The 16,682-nt window shown below is 59.6% G+C and carries 16 protein-coding genes; 5 read left to right on the top strand and 11 right to left on the bottom strand.

Features of this window, described 5'->3' with window-relative positions; genetic code table 11:
• Positions 1 to 987 (bottom strand): tripartite tricarboxylate transporter substrate binding protein, encoded by a 987-nt coding sequence (locus B9Z43_RS15760; RefSeq protein ID WP_108326897.1) that lies wholly within the window; start codon positions 985 to 987, stop codon positions 1 to 3.
• A gap of 112 nt (positions 988 to 1,099) precedes the next feature.
• Here B9Z43_RS15760 and B9Z43_RS15755 point away from each other — a divergent pair, with 112 nt between their 5' ends.
• The gene (locus tag B9Z43_RS15755) at positions 1,100 to 1,987 is read left to right on the top strand and encodes a LysR family transcriptional regulator (protein WP_108326896.1); all 888 of its coding nucleotides are present in this window, start codon (positions 1,100 to 1,102) and stop codon (positions 1,985 to 1,987) included.
• 87 nt (positions 1,988 to 2,074) lie between these two features.
• Positions 2,075 to 3,061 carry a glucokinase gene (locus tag B9Z43_RS15750; RefSeq protein ID WP_233250130.1) on the top strand — a complete coding sequence of 329 codons (987 nt, stop codon included), beginning with the start codon at positions 2,075 to 2,077 and terminating at the stop codon, positions 3,059 to 3,061.
• A 45-nt stretch (positions 3,062 to 3,106) separates the two neighbouring features.
• Here the strand turns inward: B9Z43_RS15750 and B9Z43_RS15745 are convergent, their stop codons facing one another.
• The 3 genes from B9Z43_RS15745 to B9Z43_RS15735 form a co-directional block, all read right to left on the bottom strand.
• Positions 3,107 to 4,072 (bottom strand): LysR substrate-binding domain-containing protein, encoded by a 966-nt coding sequence (locus tag B9Z43_RS15745; protein WP_108326894.1) that lies wholly within the window; start codon positions 4,070 to 4,072, stop codon positions 3,107 to 3,109.
• A 16-nt stretch (positions 4,073 to 4,088) separates the two neighbouring features.
• A complete protein-coding gene (recG, locus tag B9Z43_RS15740) occupies positions 4,089 to 6,158 on the bottom strand; it encodes an ATP-dependent DNA helicase RecG (protein WP_108326893.1) in 2,070 nt (689 codons plus the stop codon).
• An 89-nt stretch (positions 6,159 to 6,247) separates the two neighbouring features.
• Positions 6,248 to 6,793: an outer membrane beta-barrel protein gene (locus B9Z43_RS15735; protein ID WP_108326892.1), complete on the bottom strand. Its 546-nt coding sequence runs from the start codon at positions 6,791 to 6,793 to the stop codon at positions 6,248 to 6,250.
• Positions 6,794 to 7,088: 295 nt separating this feature from the next.
• Between B9Z43_RS15735 and queA the strand changes: the two genes are divergently transcribed.
• Positions 7,089 to 8,171, top strand: a complete 1,083-nt coding sequence (queA, locus tag B9Z43_RS15730) for a tRNA preQ1(34) S-adenosylmethionine ribosyltransferase-isomerase QueA (RefSeq protein ID WP_108326891.1) — start codon at positions 7,089 to 7,091, stop codon at positions 8,169 to 8,171.
• Here the strand turns inward: queA and B9Z43_RS15725 are convergent.
• On the bottom strand, positions 8,159 to 8,485 hold the full coding sequence (locus tag B9Z43_RS15725; protein WP_108326890.1) for a non-heme iron oxygenase ferredoxin subunit: 327 nt from the start codon (positions 8,483 to 8,485) through the stop codon (positions 8,159 to 8,161). The genes queA and B9Z43_RS15725 overlap by 13 nt on opposite strands.
• Positions 8,486 to 8,665: 180 nt before the next feature.
• Entirely contained in the window at positions 8,666 to 9,073 is a 408-nt protein-coding gene (locus tag B9Z43_RS17450) for an aromatic-ring-hydroxylating dioxygenase subunit beta (protein WP_233250129.1), read from the bottom strand.
• Between the two features lie 163 nt (positions 9,074 to 9,236).
• On the opposite strand from B9Z43_RS17450, the gene B9Z43_RS15710 reads away from it, so the two are divergent.
• Positions 9,237 to 11,669 carry a peptidoglycan-binding protein gene (locus B9Z43_RS15710; RefSeq protein WP_108326889.1) on the top strand — a complete coding sequence of 811 codons (2,433 nt, stop codon included), beginning with the start codon at positions 9,237 to 9,239 and terminating at the stop codon, positions 11,667 to 11,669.
• 144 nt (positions 11,670 to 11,813) lie between these two features.
• Positions 11,814 to 12,986, top strand: a complete 1,173-nt coding sequence (gene tgt, locus B9Z43_RS15705; protein ID WP_108326888.1) for a tRNA guanosine(34) transglycosylase Tgt — start codon at positions 11,814 to 11,816, stop codon at positions 12,984 to 12,986.
• A gap of 100 nt (positions 12,987 to 13,086) precedes the next feature.
• Here the strand turns inward: tgt and B9Z43_RS15700 are convergent, their stop codons facing one another.
• From B9Z43_RS15700 to B9Z43_RS15680, 5 genes are all read right to left on the bottom strand, one after another.
• Positions 13,087 to 13,374: a Bor family protein gene (locus B9Z43_RS15700; RefSeq protein ID WP_108326887.1), complete on the bottom strand. Its 288-nt coding sequence runs from the start codon at positions 13,372 to 13,374 to the stop codon at positions 13,087 to 13,089.
• A gap of 12 nt (positions 13,375 to 13,386) precedes the next feature.
• Positions 13,387 to 13,674 carry a Bor family protein gene (locus tag B9Z43_RS15695; protein ID WP_108326886.1) on the bottom strand — a complete coding sequence of 96 codons (288 nt, stop codon included), beginning with the start codon at positions 13,672 to 13,674 and terminating at the stop codon, positions 13,387 to 13,389.
• An 87-nt stretch (positions 13,675 to 13,761) separates the two neighbouring features.
• Positions 13,762 to 15,003, bottom strand: coding sequence for an FIST N-terminal domain-containing protein (locus tag B9Z43_RS15690; protein WP_108326885.1), 1,242 nt, complete (start codon positions 15,001 to 15,003; stop codon positions 13,762 to 13,764).
• Positions 15,000 to 15,701, bottom strand: coding sequence for a PhaM family polyhydroxyalkanoate granule multifunctional regulatory protein (locus B9Z43_RS15685; RefSeq protein WP_108326884.1), 702 nt, complete (start codon positions 15,699 to 15,701; stop codon positions 15,000 to 15,002). The genes B9Z43_RS15690 and B9Z43_RS15685 overlap by 4 nt, the downstream gene beginning before the upstream one ends.
• Positions 15,702 to 15,808: 107 nt before the next feature.
• A complete protein-coding gene (locus tag B9Z43_RS15680; RefSeq protein ID WP_108326883.1) occupies positions 15,809 to 16,678 on the bottom strand; it encodes a TauD/TfdA family dioxygenase in 870 nt (289 codons plus the stop codon).
• Between the last annotated feature and the right edge of the window lie 4 nt (positions 16,679 to 16,682).

The following is a 16,682-nucleotide window of genomic DNA, read 5'->3' as shown; positions in this document are numbered from 1 at the left end:
TCACTGCGGCTGCAGGTTGATCGACTTGGCAATCGCACGGAACTGGGCCGTGCCGTCGGTGTAGGCCTTGCCCACGGCTTGCAGCGACAAAGGCTTGGCCACCAGCTGGCTGTTGGCCTCCAGGCCACCGCGCACAGCGGGGTCCGTCAAGGAATCGGTGATCGCCTTGTGGATGACCTGCACGATCGGCTCGGGCGTGTCTTTCTTCACGAAATAGCCAGTCCAGATGTTGAAGGTGAAGTTCTTGAGCGACTTGCTCTCGGTGATGGCGGGGTAGTCTTTGACCGAGTCCAGGCGCTCGCTGTTGAGCATGGCCAGCACTTTGAGCTTGCCCTGCTTTTGCAATTCTTCAGAAGCCTTGCCAAAAGGTGCCAGGAAGATGTCCACTTGACCACCCAGCAGATCCTGGTTGGCAGGCGCCATGCCTTTGTAGGGCACATGGGTCATCGGGATGTTGGTGATCTTGGACAAGTGCTCACCCAGCAGGTGATAGAACGAGCCTGGGCCCACGCTGGCGTAAGTGATGGGGCGGCCTTGTGCGGCCTGCTTGCGGGCGTATTCCAGGAATTCGTCCACGTTGCTCACGGGCAAATCCTTGCGGGCCAAAAAGGCGATCTGCGCGGTGGCGATCATTTGCACCAAGCGGAAGTCTTCGCTCTTGAACTTGACGGCCGAGATGGCCAAGGGCGCGAGGATCAACTCATTGGGCGAGCCTTGGAAAATGATCTGGCCATCGGCTGGCGCGTTCAGCACTTTTTGCGCGGCGATCGAGCCGCTGGCGCCACCCAGGTTGTCCACGATCACGGGCTGGCCCATGTTTTTGGACAAGGTGTTGTTCACCGTGCGGGCGATCACGTCCGACAAACCGCCAGCGGGGTAAGGCACCAACAAGGTGACGGCTTTGCTGGGGTAAGTTTGGGAGCTCACGGCGCTGGCCAGCAGCAGGCTGCTCAGCAAGGCGGCTACGCGACGAATGGTTTTGCTCATGTCTCGACTCCAAAAAGTTGTTGTGTGCGGCCATCGTAAAAAACCGTTCCTATAATGTCCAATGCATTTTTATGCCAGCTAGCATGATTTTCAGTTATGGATTGGAGCGCCCATGACCCTGGTTCAACTCAAGCACCTGATCGAGCTGGCCAACAGCGGCTCGTTCAGCCAATCGGCCCTGAAGTTGTTCCTGACGCAGCCGGCGCTCAGCCGCAGCATCAAGGCATTGGAAGACGAACTGGGCCAAGCCCTGTTTGACCGCATCGGCCGAAAGAACGAACTGACACCGTTTGGCCAACACATCGTGCAGCGCGCCCGCGTGCTGGTGGACGAGGCCAACGAGCTGCGCCTGACCAGCCTGCAATTGCAAAAAGGCGAGATCGGCCAATTCCGCGTGGGCATGGGCTCGGGGCCAGGCGCCATGCTGATGACGCCTCTCTTGATGCTGATGGCCCAAGAGCACCCGCAAGCGCACATCGACATCTCACGCGGCAGCACGGCGCTTTTGGTGCAGGCCCTGCGCGAGCGCACCCTGGATGCGCTGATTCTGGACATCCGTTCACTGCAACCGGCGACCGACTTGAAAGTGGAAGCGCTGCAAGAAATGAAGGGCACCTTCATGTGCCGCAAACAACACCCGCTGGCCAAAAAACGCAGCGTGCCGTTTGACATGCTGCTGAATTACCCGATTGCGTCGACGCCCTTGAGTGACGAGGTGGCGCGCATCCTGATCGAACGCTTTGGTCCGCAAGGCCACCCTGACCAGCTCGTGAATTTGCGCTGCGAAGAAGTCTCGAGCTTGCTGGAGGTGGTCAGGCACAGCGATGCCATCGTGTTGGCCATCCGCGAGTCCGCCCCCGACCTGGTGGAGCTGCCGGTCACACCCGCACTGAACGCGAAAGCCCGCTTTGGTCTGGTGACCATTCAAGGGCGCACCGAAGCGCCCTTTTTGTCCAAGGTTCGGGCGCTGATGGACCGGGTGATGCACGACCGTGCATGACACGCCACATGAGCCCATTGGTAACTTCCCTGCATCCGGACAGCCCGCCTGACTGATACCCTTGTCGCCAACACACACATGTCCCACATGAACCACTCCACATCCGCCAACGCAGCACGCCTTTTAGGCGACATCGGTGGCACCAATGCCCGCTTTGCCCTGGTGCATGGCGATGGCACGCCCATCGCGCAAGAAATCACGCTGCCCACCGGCCAGTACCCTGACCTGGCCGCTGCAGCGCAGGCCTACTTGCAACAAGCCGGTCAGCCCGCGGTGCGCGAGGCTTGCATCGCGATCGCCAACCCCATCGACGGCGATCTGCTGAAGATGACCAACAACCACTGGCAGTTCTCGATCAAGGCCACGCGCCAGCAGCTGGGCCTGAACAGCCTGCTCATGCTCAACGACTGGGAAGCCATGGCCATGGCCGCTCCGGCCTTGAGCGGCGCCGATCTGGAACAAATCGGCTCGGGCGAGCCCGTGCCCGATGCGCCCAAGGGTCTGATCGGCCCTGGCACCGGTTTGGGCGTGTCGTCTCTCGTGCGCTCGCGCCGTGGCGATTGGGTGCCGATTGCGGGCGAAGGCGGGCATGTGAGCCTGGCCCCCACCTGCGAGCGCGAAGCGGACATATTGCGCGTGCTGTGGCGCACGCATGCGCATGTGTCAGCCGAGCGGGTCATCTCGGGCATGGGGCTGGAGAATTTGTACCGCGCCATTTGCGAGCTCAATGGCACAGAGGCCGAGCCCTTGGTTGCCGCGCAGGTGAGCGAGCGCGCCTTGGCGGCCCAAGATGTCGCCTGCGAAGAAGCCCTCGATCGCATGTGCCGCCTGCTGGGCCATGCGGCCGCCAACTTGGCCCTGACGCTGGGCGCACGCGGCGGCATTTACATCGGCGGCGGTGTCATCGGCCGCTTGGGCGACTACTTTGCGAAATCGGGTTTTCGCGCCGCGTTTGAAGCCAAAGGCCGCTTTGCAAATTACATGAAGCGGATCCCGACCTATGTGATCCGTGCCGAGCAACCGGCGCTGATTGGATGTGCCATGGGCTTGGGCGTGATGCCCGGAAGACGCTGAAGCCTGCAGTTCGGCAGCTTCAGCTCTGGCACACGCAAGCCCACATCAAGACAATCGCGTCACGCCTGGCAGCTCGCAGGCGTAGACCGCGTTGCGCAGTGCGGCAATCGCTTCATAGCGGGTGAAGCTGCGCCGCCAGGCCAGCACCACACGGCGCGTGGGCGGCAAGCCGCCGTGAGGATCGACGATGGGCAAATAGCGCACATGGGCATCGCCGTTGACCGACTTCTTGTCGGGCTGGGCCAAAGCCTCTTCGGGCACCGACAGGCGCGGCACCAGGGTCACCCCCATGCCTGCGGCCACCATGTGTTTGATGGTCTCCAGCGATGAGCCTTCAAAGCTTTTGCGGATGCCCTCGGTGCGGCTCGAAAACTTGGCAAATTCTGGGCACACCTCCAGCACATGGTCCCGAAAACAATGCCCGGTGCCCAAAAGCAACATCGTCTCCGCCTTGAGTTGATCGGTCGTCAACGAGGCCTCGCCCGCCAAAGCATGGTTGCGCGGCAAGGCCGCCAAAAAGGGTTCGTCATACAGCGGCGCGATGGCCAAGCCAGTGTCCGGAAAAGGCTCCGCCAGGATGGCGCAATCGATCTCGCCGGTGCGCAGCATCTCCAACAAGCGCACCGTGAAGTTTTCTTGCAGCATGAGCGGCATTTGCGGCGTGTGGTCAATCACCTGCCGCACCAAGGCGGGCAAGATGTAGGGCCCGATGGTGTAGATCACCCCCAATCGCAAGGGGCCGGCCAGCGGGTCTTTGCCGCGCTTGGCGATCTCTTTGATCTCGGCGGCCTGCTCCAGCACGCTTTGCGCCTGGCGCACCACCTCATCGCCCAATGCGGTAACCGACACCTCGCTCGCACTGCGCTCAAAGATTTTCATGTCCAGCTCTTCTTCGAGCTTCTTGATGGCCAGCGACAAGGTGGGTTGCGACACGTGGCAAGCCTCGGCCGCCTTGCCAAAATGCTTTTCACGGGCCACGGCCACGATGTATTTGAGTTCGGTGAGGGTCATGGGCCGTATTTGAACATCAGGCCTTCAGATACTCGGATTTCCCGCCCAGCCAGCGGCCAATGTGGCGCTCGGCCAAGTCGGGGTATTGGTCCAGCATCTGCGGGGCCAATGCGCGGGCCCATTCCAGCAAGGGCGTGTCGGTTTCCAGATCGGCAAAGCGCAGCAAAGGAGCGCCCGACTGCCGCGCCCCCAAAAATTCGCCCGGCCCCCGAATTTCCAGATCGCGCCGGGCGATCTCGAAACCGTCGTTGGTCTCGACCATGGCGCGCAGCCGTTCACGCGCCGTCTCGCTCAGGCGACCGCCCTCGGGCGTGCCATAGAGCAGCACACAGGCCGACGCCGCCGCACCCCGCCCCACCCGGCCGCGCAGCTGGTGCAGCTGCGAGAGGCCAAAGCGCTCGGCGTGCTCGATCACCATCAGCGAGGCGTTGGGCACATCGACCCCCACCTCGATCACCGTGGTGCTGACCAGCACGCCCATCACGCCCGCTGTGAAGAGTTCCATCACCGCCTTTTTCTCGGCCACAGGCATGCGCGAATGCAGCAAACCCACCATCACACCCGGCAAGGCTTCGCTCAAATCGGCATGGGTTTGGGTGGCGTTGGTCAGGTCCAGCGCCTCGCTTTCTTCAATGAGTGGGCACACCCAATACACCTGCCGCCCCTGCTGAATCTGCGCCCCAATGCGCGCGACCACTTCGTCGCGGCGGTGGTCCGACACCACACGGGTCACGATGGGCGTGCGCCCGGGCGGCAGCTCGTCGATCACCGACACGTCCAGGTCCGCGTAATAGCTCATGGCCAGCGTGCGCGGGATCGGGGTGGCTGTCATCATCAGCATGTGGGGTTCCATGCCTTCGGCTTGCATCTTGCCGCGCAAGGCCAAGCGCTGTGCCACGCCAAAGCGGTGCTGCTCGTCGATCACGGCCAAGGCCAGGTTCTTGAACTTGACGTGCTCCTGAATGACGGCATGTGTGCCCACCACCAAAGCCGCCTCGCCCGACTCGATCAGCGCCAGCATGGCGGCGCGTTCTTTCTTCTTCTGGCTGCCAATCAGCCAAGCCACCTTGACGTCCAAGGGCTCCAGCCAACCGACCAGCTTGGCAAAGTGCTGGGTGGCCAAAATTTCGGTCGGAGCCATCAGGGCGCATTGCCAGCCCGCGTCCACAGCCACCATGGCTGCCAGCGCGGCGACCACCGTCTTGCCTGCGCCCACATCGCCTTGCAACAGGCGGTGCATGGGCACATGGCGGGCCAAATCCTGGGCGATTTCCTGACCCACACGTTGCTGGGCATTCGTCAGACCAAAGGGCAGTGCTTGAAGCAACTGACCGCATAAACCACCGCGCTTGGGTTTCAAAGCTGGGGCGCGCAAGAGGTCGCGCTCGCGCTTGGCCGTCAGCTGAGACAACTGCTGCGCCAACAACTCTTCGCATTTGAGGCGAATCCAGGCCGGGTGGCTGCGGTCTTCGAGTGCGGCCAGCGACACATCGGGCGTGGGGTGGTGCAAAAACTGCAGCGCATCGCGCAGCGACCAAGCCCCGCGCTTGTCGGGCCAGGCGATGCCACGCGGCAAGGTTTCGCTCAGGTCCGCATGGTTCAGGCCCGTGATCACGGCTCGGCGCAAATACGCCTGCGCCAAGCCGGCCACCGTGGAATACACCGGCGTCAACGCCTCGGCCAGGTTGCCGCCTGCGGCCTTGAAGGTCGGGTGCATCATGGTCAGGCCCATGAAGCCGCCTTTGACCTCGCCCCGCGCACGGATGCGGTTGCCCACAGCCAGCGCTTTTTGGTGTGATGGGTAAAAGCTGAAAAACCGCATCACGCAGGTGTCGGAGCCATCGTCCACCGTCACCAGCAACTGCCTTCGCGGCCGCATGGTGATCTCGCAGGCCGTCACCGTGGCTTCGATCTGCGCGGTATCGCCTTCACGCGCATCCCGCAATTTGACGATGCGGGTCTCGTCCTCGTACCGCAGCGGCAAATGCAGCGCCAGATCGATGTCGCGCACCAAGCCCAGCTTGATCAGCGCTTTTTGAGGCGAAGACAGCGTTTTGGCTGGCGTGGTGACGGGCTTGGGCGGCATGTCCGTGATTGTGCCTTTGGTTGATGCCCAAAAACAAAGCCGCCCGAAGGCGGCTTTGTCTTGATGTGTGACGCTTCAGTGGTTCAAATTCAGAACTTGTAGCCCACGCCGATGCTCAGACCGTTGACTTTGAAGCCGTCTTTGTTGTTGTAGTTCATGTAGCTGCCAGTCACGTAGGTGCGCTTGTCGAAGTAGTAATTGGCGCCGACACCAAAAGCGACCGAGCCGTCTGTGGTTCTAGAGCTGGATTTTCCAACGATGGTGTCGTATTTGTTTTCCAAAAAGCCCAAGCGGCCAAACACTTCGAGCTCAGGACTCACCATTACTTTGGGCTTCACAAACACGCCGAATGAACTTTTAGCCTTCAGTTTGTCACCAGTGCTCACCCCGTTGCTTGTGATGTCAGTTTCGCCAGCACCCAAAGCCAGATAGCCTTCAACATCCACATTGGGGTGAACGTTGTAACCCACGAGGCCTGAAAAAGTGGATGGCTTGGACTTGTAGTTGACACCCGAGACGGACTCTTTCGCGGTCAAACCAGTGACCGAGCCTTCGACATAAACCTGTGCTTGAGCAGCAGCGGCGGCGGTAGCGAGAACGGCTGTGACGCTCAGGAAACGGATCATTTTTTTCATATTGACTTTCAATGGATTGATTTTTTGGACGGGAACAATTTGTCCGCCGGGTGCAAATTCTAGTCATCCAAAACTCAATAATTTCATCAAATGTGTAAGTATTTATTACTTCATAACTCGAAACGATGACAGCCGATGCAGCTGCGCAAGCAAGCGCGGCAATGACCAGATTGAAGGCCAACAGCCTCAGTAGCCAAGCCAGACCCGCATTCTTGTCCTCAACGTGCGCGAACCCAAACCAGGTTCTTACAATCCATGCTTTCCAACTTCGAACGGGCCTGTCCGGCCCTGAAGCATGACCACTCTTTCCGCCTCCCCCCGCGAATTCACCCTCCGTGATTTCGACTTCGAACTCCCCCCCGCGCTGATTGCCCAACACCCTGCTGCCGAGCGCAGCGGTTCTCGCTTGCTGGATGGTTCCTCCAGCACCGTGGTCGATCGCATCTTCCGTGAGCTGCCCGACTTGCTCCATGCGGGCGACCTGCTGGTGTTCAACGACACCAAGGTGGTCAAGGCGCGCATCTTTGGCGAGAAGGCCTCGGGCGGCAAGCTGGAGCTGCTGATCGAGCGCGTGCTCCCTGGCGATCAGGTGGTGGCGCACATGAAGGTCAGCAAAAAGCCTTTGGTGGGCGGCAAGATGTTCATGATGGGCGGCGCCCACAACGGTGGTTTTGATGCCACCCTGCTGGGCCGCTGGCCTGATGAAAACGGCCAGCTGTTCCATTTGCAACTGAGCGATGAGCCGCATGCGCTGATGGAAAAACACGGCCATGTGCCGCTGCCGCCCTACATTGCGCACACCGACACCGCAGAAGACGCGCAGCGCTACCAAACCGTGTTTGCGCGCGCCCCCGGTGCGGTGGCAGCGCCCACCGCTGCACTGCACTTTGACGAGGCCTTGCTGGCTGCGCTGCAAGCCCGTGGCGTGCAACGCGCCAGCGTCACGCTGCATGTGGGCGCGGGCACCTTCCAGCCCGTCAAGACCGAGAACATCGCCGACCACACCATGCACCGCGAGTGGTACGAAGTGCCCGAAGCCACACAGCAGGCCATTGCCGCTTGCAAAGCGCGGGGCGGCAAGGTGGTGGCGGTGGGCACAACGACGGTGCGCACGCTGGAGTCGTGGGCGAAGTTCAAGCAGGTCAGCGGCGACACACAAATCTTCATCACGCCGGGGTTTGAATTCCAAGTGGTGGACCGGCTGATCACCAACTTCCACCTGCCCAAGAGCACACTGATGATGTTGGTCAGCGCCTTTGCGGGCTACGAGCACATCATGGGACTTTACCGACACGCCATTGCGAACCAGTACCGCTTCTTCAGTTATGGGGATGCGATGCTGTTGACACACACACCGCCTGCGTCTCAAGCCAGCTGAAGAAACACCCGCCCGCCTTCGATCTTGACCGGCCAGGTTTTGGCCGGCTCGGTCGCCGGGCCGCAGGCCACTGAACCATCGCGCAGGCTGAACTGCGCCTGGTGAAACGGGCACTCCACATGGTGGCCTTCGACAAAGCCATCGCACAACTTGGCATTGCCGTGACTGCACAGGTTGTTGATGGCGAAGACTTCGCCGTCCACGCTGAAGAGGGCAATGTCTTGTCCCTCGGGGGCCACGGCGATGCCTGCGCCCTCAAACAAATCGGCCTCGGCGGCCACGTCAATCCAGTTGCTCATTGCTGTGTTGGTCATGTTTTGTGCTCGTTCGTCGAATGTTGGTCTTCTCTATCATCCCGGCCTCCGAGCCGGGATCCACGCCTGTTGAAGATGGCCCCCGGGTCAAGCCCGGGGTGACGGAGGCGTAGAAGGTGAAAGACGCATCAAAGGTGGCAAAGACACAGGGAGGGTGATCGATGCGTCTATCTTGTTGGCTCAAATTGGATAAATGATGGAGTTGGGGATCATTTCGCTGTCGTACACGCACAGGCGCTCGGCGAACTTGAAGCCTTCGGGCGTGTGCACGATGGTGTCGATGTAACGGCCCACATTGAACACGGTGCTTTCCTTGTCGAGCTTGGTGCGGAACACCGCGTAATTGGCTTCTGCGTGAATGCGCCCATCTTCGACCCGCCGCACGATGGGCGCACCCACCACATGCCGCTGGTAATAGGGGTCGTGGTACAGCGCGTGACAGGCCCCTTTACTTTGACGACGCGGCCACTGCCGCTGGCGGTGGACGGCAGCGTCATCCACCAGTTCTGGCACGCACACTTGCACAAAGATCCAGGGCACCAGTGGCTGCGGGGTCAGTTGACCCAGCTCTTTGGCGACAGCGCTCACCCCGCAACAACTCAAAGCGCTTGAGCGCTGGGCTTGGGTCTACCCCACAAGACCTAATGATGCAGCCGCTGTACAAAAAAATACATTTATTACGCTAATTATTACTTTGTTAGCAGTTTGTTTACTATTATGTTTTTCTTTTGTAACAAGGAAGAACTCAACCATGATTTCCAAACGACAGAACCCCTTGCTTATGGGCTGGGGATTGAGCTTGATCAGCCTGTGCGCCATGCAAGCCACTGCAGCCACCCACCACGATGGCAACGGCAACGTGGGTTATGACACTTTGGCTGAGTGTGTGGCGGCCATCGAGTCCGGGGATGCCAAGTTTTACCAACCGTACACCACACATGCACCTCTCAAACGTGCTGGTGAAGTCGACGTTCGCGCCATGGAACTCAAGGCCCTGACGGTCGCGGACTACACCAAAGGATCTTGCGACGTGGGCACCCACAGAGCCCATGAACGCGACGGCGTCAGTGCCAAGTTGGTCGGCAAGTTCGTTCCGTTCTCTCCCAACATGCCGGTCAACGCCTACTTTGACAGCACCGGAAAATTGGTGCGCGCCAGCATGCTGCAGTGCGATAACAATTTCAGCGGGGCTTTCCCTCGCCCATTGGGCACACCTGTGAATGCACAGGTAGCCTCAGAGTGTTTTGCCTCGGTGCAAATTCCGGCCAAATTTGAGCCTAAAACTGAGCGTGTGGTGAAGATTGCAGAAACCTCCAGGATGGAGGTTATTCCGGCCACGTACAAAACAGTGACCGAGCAGGTCATGCTGACACCTGAAATCAAAAAACAGATTTCTGTGCCCGCAACCTACAAAACGGTGCAAGAAACGGTGGTAGTGCAGCCCGCATCAGAGCGAGAAGAGCCTGTACCGGCGACTTACAAAACGGTCAGCGAACGCCTCATGGTCAAACCTGAAAGCAAGCGCCTCGAAGTGGTTCCTGCCACGTACAAAACCGTGACGGAAAAGGTGCTCGTCACCCCAGAGCGAAAAATGCTCAAGGTCATCCCTGCACAGTACGAAGACCGCGAAGAAACAGTGGACGATCGCCTGGCCACAACCCGCGCAGAAACGGTGCCTGCCACGTTCAAGACAGTCTCAGAAAAAGTGATGATCAAGCCTGAAGGTGTGGCCTATGTCCCCTTGGCTTTGCCCACAAAAACACTTCGGGAGGAAGTGGTTCTGCGCGCCCAGAGCAGCCGATTCGAAGTCACGCCTGCCACCTACAAAACTGTCACGGAGCAAGTCGAAATCAAACCTGCGGGCAAACGCCTTGTGACCACCGAGCCCGTCTTTGAAACTGTGACCGAGCGCGTCAAGATTGCAGATGCACATAAAGAGTGGAAGCGGGGCCGTGCATGGATTGGTGTCGCTCTGGATGTGAAACCCCTGAAAGGTTTTGCAGTGGGCACCGATTACAAATCATCGGAGGCGGGCCAAAGAACCATCTCCGCTGTTGCCGACAGCAGCAAGGGATTGCTGGAAACGCGTGTGATCACCGGCGACAACACCAACCTGGACGATGATGTACTGTGCTTGGTAGAAGTGCCAGCACAGTACGAAACCATCAGCCGTCAGGTACTGAAAACTGCGGCAGTGACCAAAGAAATTGATGTCCCAGCCCAGTACACCACTGTGACACGCCGCGTGGTCGATCGTGAAGCGGGGCGCAAGGAAATCGCCATTCCAGGTCAAACACAGACGGTCACACGCAGAGTGATCGATGTGGACATGCTGAAAATGCAAGGCTATCGATTTGATGACAATGGCGACATCATCGCCACACCCACTGGTGACCGCGTTTTACGTGCAGCAACTTTGCAACGCACCACTGCGGGTAAGTCGGCAGGCGCCGCGTCCGGTGAAGAAGCTTATGTGCGTGAAGTGCGAACGCCTGCGCAATACGTCAATGTTTCGCGTCAAGTCCTTGACCAACCCGCCACCGTCCGAACCATCGAAGTTCCCGGAACCAGCAAGGTCATCAAGTCACGTGTCGAAGTCAGCCCCGCCAAAACCGAAGAAGTGCTTTTGACACCAGCGGTCTACAGCACCATCTCCAAGCAAGTGCTTGAAACGGCCGAGTCAACACGAGAAGTAACGGTGCCTGCGGAATACCGCACTGTGGACCGTCAAGTGATTGACACCCCCGCTTCCGTACGGAAAATTCCGGTGCCCGCGGTCACACAGCAGGTGCCACGCCGCGTCATTGACCGCCCTGCCAGCGTGCGCGAAGAAGTGGTGCCTGCGGTCTACAAGACTGTCACGCGCCAAGTTGTCGATGCAGCGCCCAGCGTGCGTGAAATCAAGGTCCCCGCTCAATACGAAGATCTGCAATACCAAGTCAAAGTCGCGGACGCACGCATTGAACGCCGAGCCGTTTTGTGCGAGACCAATGCAACGCCAGCCAAGATCATGGAAATCCAACGCGCGCTGCAGGCTGCTGGCTACAACCCCGGTCGCATCGATGGTCTGATCCGCGCAAACACCATGAAAGCAGTGAATGCCTATCAGAAAGCGAAAAGCTTGCCTGTCGATGGCTTCCTCAACCTGGAAACCGTGAAAGCATTGGGTATTTCGCCCAACTGACAAGCACCAGTGATCAAGACTCCCTATGAGTGAGTCTTGAGTCTCAACCCGTTTTGCCTCCATTCGTCAATGATGATCCATTGACGCAACGGGGGCAAGACGGGTTGTTTTTTTGGGGACCAACAGCACTCCTACAATCGCTGCATGCTCAAATTCGACCTGCTCAAAACCGACCCCTCCAGCCATGCCCGTCGCGGCACGCTGACCCTGAACCATGGCGTGGTGCAAACGCCCATCTTCATGCCGGTCGGAACGTATGGCACCGTCAAGGGCGTGATGCCGCGCAGCCTGCACGAGATGGGCGCGCAGATCATTTTGGGCAACACCTTCCACCTGTGGATGCGCCCGGGGCTGGACATCATGAAAGGCTTTGGCGGCCTGCACCCCTTCGAGAAGTGGGACAAACCGATCCTGACCGACTCGGGCGGTTTTCAGGTCTGGTCGCTGGGCGACATGCGCAAGATCACCGAAGAAGGCGTGACCTTTGCCAGCCCCGTGAACGGCGACAAGCTCTTCATGTCGCCCGAAGTGAGCATGCAGATCCAGACCATCCTGAACTCCGACATCGTGATGCAACTCGACGAGTGCACACCTTACGAGACCAAGGGGCACCTGACGACAGAGGCCGAAGCGCGCAAGTCGATGGAAATGAGCCGCCGCTGGGCCGTGCGTTCCAAAGACGAATTTGCGCGTCTGGAAAACCCCAACGCGCTGTTTGGCATCGTGCAAGGCGGCATGTTTGAAAACCTGCGCCAAGAGTCGCTCGACGCGCTGGTGGAGATGGACTTCCCCGGTTACGCCGTGGGTGGCGTGAGCGTGGGCGAGCCCAAAGACCTGATGCTGCAAATCATGGCGCACACGCCGCACCGCCTACCTGCCAACAAACCGCGCTACCTGATGGGCGTGGGCACGCCCGAAGACCTGGTGCAAGGCGTGGCCGATGGCGTGGACATGTTCGACTGCGTGATGCCCACCCGCAACGCCCGCAACGGCACGGTGTTCACCCGCTTTGGCGACCTGAAGCTGCGCAACGCGCGCCACAAGAACGATCCGCAGCCACTGGACACCAGCTGCACCTGCCACGCCTGTGCAGGTACGTCCGGCGTGTCATGGGACCAAGGCGGACGCGAGGGTTTCAGCCGCGCTTACATGCACCACCTGGACCGCTGCGGCGAAATGCTCGGCCCCATGCTGACCACCATCCACAACCTGCATTACTACCTGAACCTGATGCGCGAAGTGCGCGAGTCATTGGACGCGGGCCAGTTCTCGCAATTCCGGGCGCAATTCAAGAGCGACCGCGCGCGTGGGGTCTGACCGTTCAGATCGAAGGCTTTAGCCCGCATCACACGATCGCGCCAAAAAAATCGGACCCGAAGGTCCGATCCATCACAAGGGCTCTCGCTGAGCCGGTGAATCATTTGCGGCAGTACACCTTGGCATCCTGCGGCGAATAAATACCTTGAGTCAGGAAGTTCAGCAGCACATTCAAAGGTGAGCTGGTGCGCTCGACTTTGGCAACTTTGTCGATGCCCCCGCAAACTTCCGAAGCGTTCATGGATTGCGCTTGTCCCAAGCCCCCCACAAAGAAGGTTTGCATGTCTTCTTTGGCGAGTGCACCGTCGTGGCCATTGATCAACGCGGTCTGTGTGGTGCATCCGCTCAAAGCGGCAACGGCCAACAAGGAAATGATTGTTTTTTTCATGCTGACTCCTGCTTAGCGTGTGCAATAAACGCGAATTTGACGCGGTGAATAAATGCCCATGGTCAACAAGCCCAAGCCGACGTTGCCGGGTGTCAATTGCGTTTCAACGCGCTGAACATTTTTGACGCCACCACACACTTTGGCTGCATCCACTTCTTGGCTTTGGCCAATGCCACCCACAAAAAATGTTTGGGCTTCGTCATAAGCGGGCGTCTGGGCGCCTGTGCTTTGAACATCGAAACGCTGGGTGGCACATCCACCCAATGCCAGCGCAAACGCCAGTACTGCTAGTTTTTTCATCAATGATCCTATTCAGAGTAGTGTGATTAAATTCACAGCGCCTGAATTTATCATTCTTAGGTATTCATTTTTTTAGATTGAAAATAATTATTCAGTGAAAACCGTCAACACCCCGGTGTAGCCATACAGGTGGTGTCGCGCGATCTCGCCAGCGGCAAAGAAGCCCACCAGCGGCACATCACCCAGCGCATGGCGGATGATTTGCATCTCGGCGCTGGGGCCACCAAAGTGGGGCCCACCGCGACCGGTGCAACTGACGTACACCGCGCCTGCGATGCGCTTGCCTGCTTGGGGCAGGGTGGCCACCGGGTCATCGCTGAGTCCGTTGATGGCTTCGATGGAGAGCATCTCGGGTTCGAGTTCTTCACGGATTTCGGCGCACACCCGCACCAGATCGGCACGGGCTGCGTGCACATCGCGCTTGCAAAACGTCAGGCTCATGCCGGGCTCCAGATGTTCGGCCACCGCCACGCCCTGGCGCATCGGGTCCAAACCCACGATGTGGCGCACCAGCACATCACTGCCCAGGTTGCCCGCACGGCCCACGCCCGCCTGCCCTGCAGGACTGAGGCCCACCAAGGTGGCCCGCACCACGGGGATGGCTTTTTGCGGCTCACTCAGGCTGATCTTCAGGTCATCCAGCATCACATCGAGTGCAGCTTCGCCATTGAGCTTGAGCACCACATGCTTGTCGGCCTCGGTGATCTCACGCTCTGGTGCCACAGGCTGGCAGCCTTGCGTCACGCGAGACAACAAACCCACCTGCGATGAAAAAGCCACGCCGCTGAGCCCGCCTTCAAAGACACCCCCAGCCGCCAAGCTTTGCGGTTGGTCGGCGCTGATGGCGAACTGCACACTGCGGGTGCGGCTGGAGGTCAAGCCACCAAACAAATACCCCTGCTGGGTGCGCCCAGCCATCTCTGCAATCAGCTCGGCCAGATCGGGCGTGGCCGGGTCGGCATGCACCAGCGCGGCATCGGCCCACTGAGCGGGCAAAGGCGATACACCCGAAAACACCCGGTAGTGCGCTGGCGGCACGTTGCACAGCATCACAGCCAGCGCCGGTTCGTCAAAGTATTCGGCGTTGTTGACCGCGATGCCCACACCCACGGTGCCAGCCCAATCGGTGACTTCGGGCAACTCCTGGCGCAAATGGTCCAGCAGCGCTTGCGCTTCGTGGGCGTAGTGATCGGTGATGTAGACCAGCGCCAGCCGAGGCTCGGGCGCATAGTCGGGCAAGGTCAGTTGCGCCCGCAACTGGGCCAGCACCAGGCCTGCGGCCATGCGCCACTGCGGGTGGGTGGCGTGGCCGTAAGGGAAGAGCTTCATGAGCTTGAGCGCTTGGGAGCCACCTTGCGGGACGCAGATTGGGCGACCGGTTTGGTTTTGGCGCTGGCAGCTTTCTTGGCGGGTGCTTTTTTAGCCGCGGCTGACTTTTTGCTGGCCGCTGAAGTGCTGGCACCTTTGGGCGTCATGCCGGTCTTCATGGCCTCGGCGGCCACGTCCTTCACAGCAGCGGCGGCGATGTCTTGGAACTGTTGGGTCAAGGCGCCCCACCACTGCATCGGGTCCACGGCGGGTTTGGCCGAAGACTTTTCGGAAGACTTGTCCGCGGCCTTGTCTTGAGCCACCTCGGGCGCGGGCTCTTGCACAGCAGCTTCGGGCACTGGTGGCGCAGTCGGTGCAGGTTCGGCCACGGGCGGCTTGGCCGTGAAGGCTTTGGCCAGATCGGCCATGTTGACGTTCATGCTCTGCAGCGTGGACAAGGTCATCTTCTGCACCTCCATCGCCTGGATGGTGGCCTTGAGCGCGGTGGTGTTTTGCTCCAGCCAGAACAACACCGACTTGAGCTCCTGAATGCGCTTGTCGATCTCCTCGACGCTCAGCGTGGGCGCTACCCAGCTGGCCATCCCAGGCATGCCCGCAGCCGCAGCTGGCTGGGCTTGTGCGGCGTTTTTGGACAGGTTTTGCAAAAAGTCAAAGCCCGGCACAAATTGACCAAAGCCGAAGGCAGAAGGTTCGCTCATGGCAGTTCCTAGAAAAGTGGTCTGCAAAGCTTACCTGAAGACGCTTTCAAATACCCCGTGTGAAAAGACGCGCGACACATCCTCCCCAGGCTTTTGCCGCATAAGACTCAGAAAGTGCGGTCGGCCGTGAATGTGACCCGGTGCAATTTGCGGTGCTGTGGGTAAAAGTCGGCCACGGCGTAGTGCTGGGTCGAGCGGTTGTCCCAAACTGCCAGGGTGTTGGCTTGCCAGCGCAGGCGCGCCTGCACTTCGGGCGCGGTGATCAGCGAAAACAGCTGGCTCAAGAGCGCGTCGCTTTGCACACGTGGCAGACCATGGATGTGGGTGGTGAAGGTGGGGTTGACGTACAAAATCTTTTTGCCCGTGATGGGGTGCACGCGCACCACGGGGTGCGTCACGGGCGGGTATTTGGCGCGAGCGGCTTGCAACTGCTCGCCGCTGGCATCTTGGCGCAGCAGGTACTCCGTCCAGCCGGTGACCTCCCATGTGTGCATGGCGCTCAAAGTTTCCAGATAGGCTTTGAAGTCGGCGGCCAAGCCTTCGTAGGCGGTGGTCATGCTGGCCCAGACGGTGTCGCCACCACTGGCCGGAATGACCTGCGCATACAGGCTGGTGCCAATGGGTGGATTGGCCTGCCAGGTGATGTCGGAATGCCAATTGTTGTTGGCAGCCGGGCGCTCGGCGGTGCTTTCCACAACCTCTATCTCGGGTTGACTTTCCACGCGGGGGAAAAAGGCCTTGACCTCATTGACTTGGCCAAAGGTGCGAGTGAACGCCACCTGCTGTGCAGGGGTGAGCACTTGATCCCGAAAAAAGATCACCTCGTACCGGGCCAAGGCCGCTCTCAGCTCAGTTTGAGCCAACTCGCTCAATGGCTGCGACAAGTCCAAACCATGGAGCGTGGCCCCGATATTGGGGGTGTAGGGTTCGGCTACAAAGGTTTGGTAGGACGCAGAGGAATGGCTCGATAAGGTCATCCTT

The organism is Limnohabitans sp. MMS-10A-192, assembly GCF_003063335.1.
Lineage (GTDB): Bacteria > Pseudomonadota > Gammaproteobacteria > Burkholderiales > Burkholderiaceae_C > Limnohabitans_A.
This window is presented reverse-complemented; position numbering and strand designations above follow the sequence as displayed.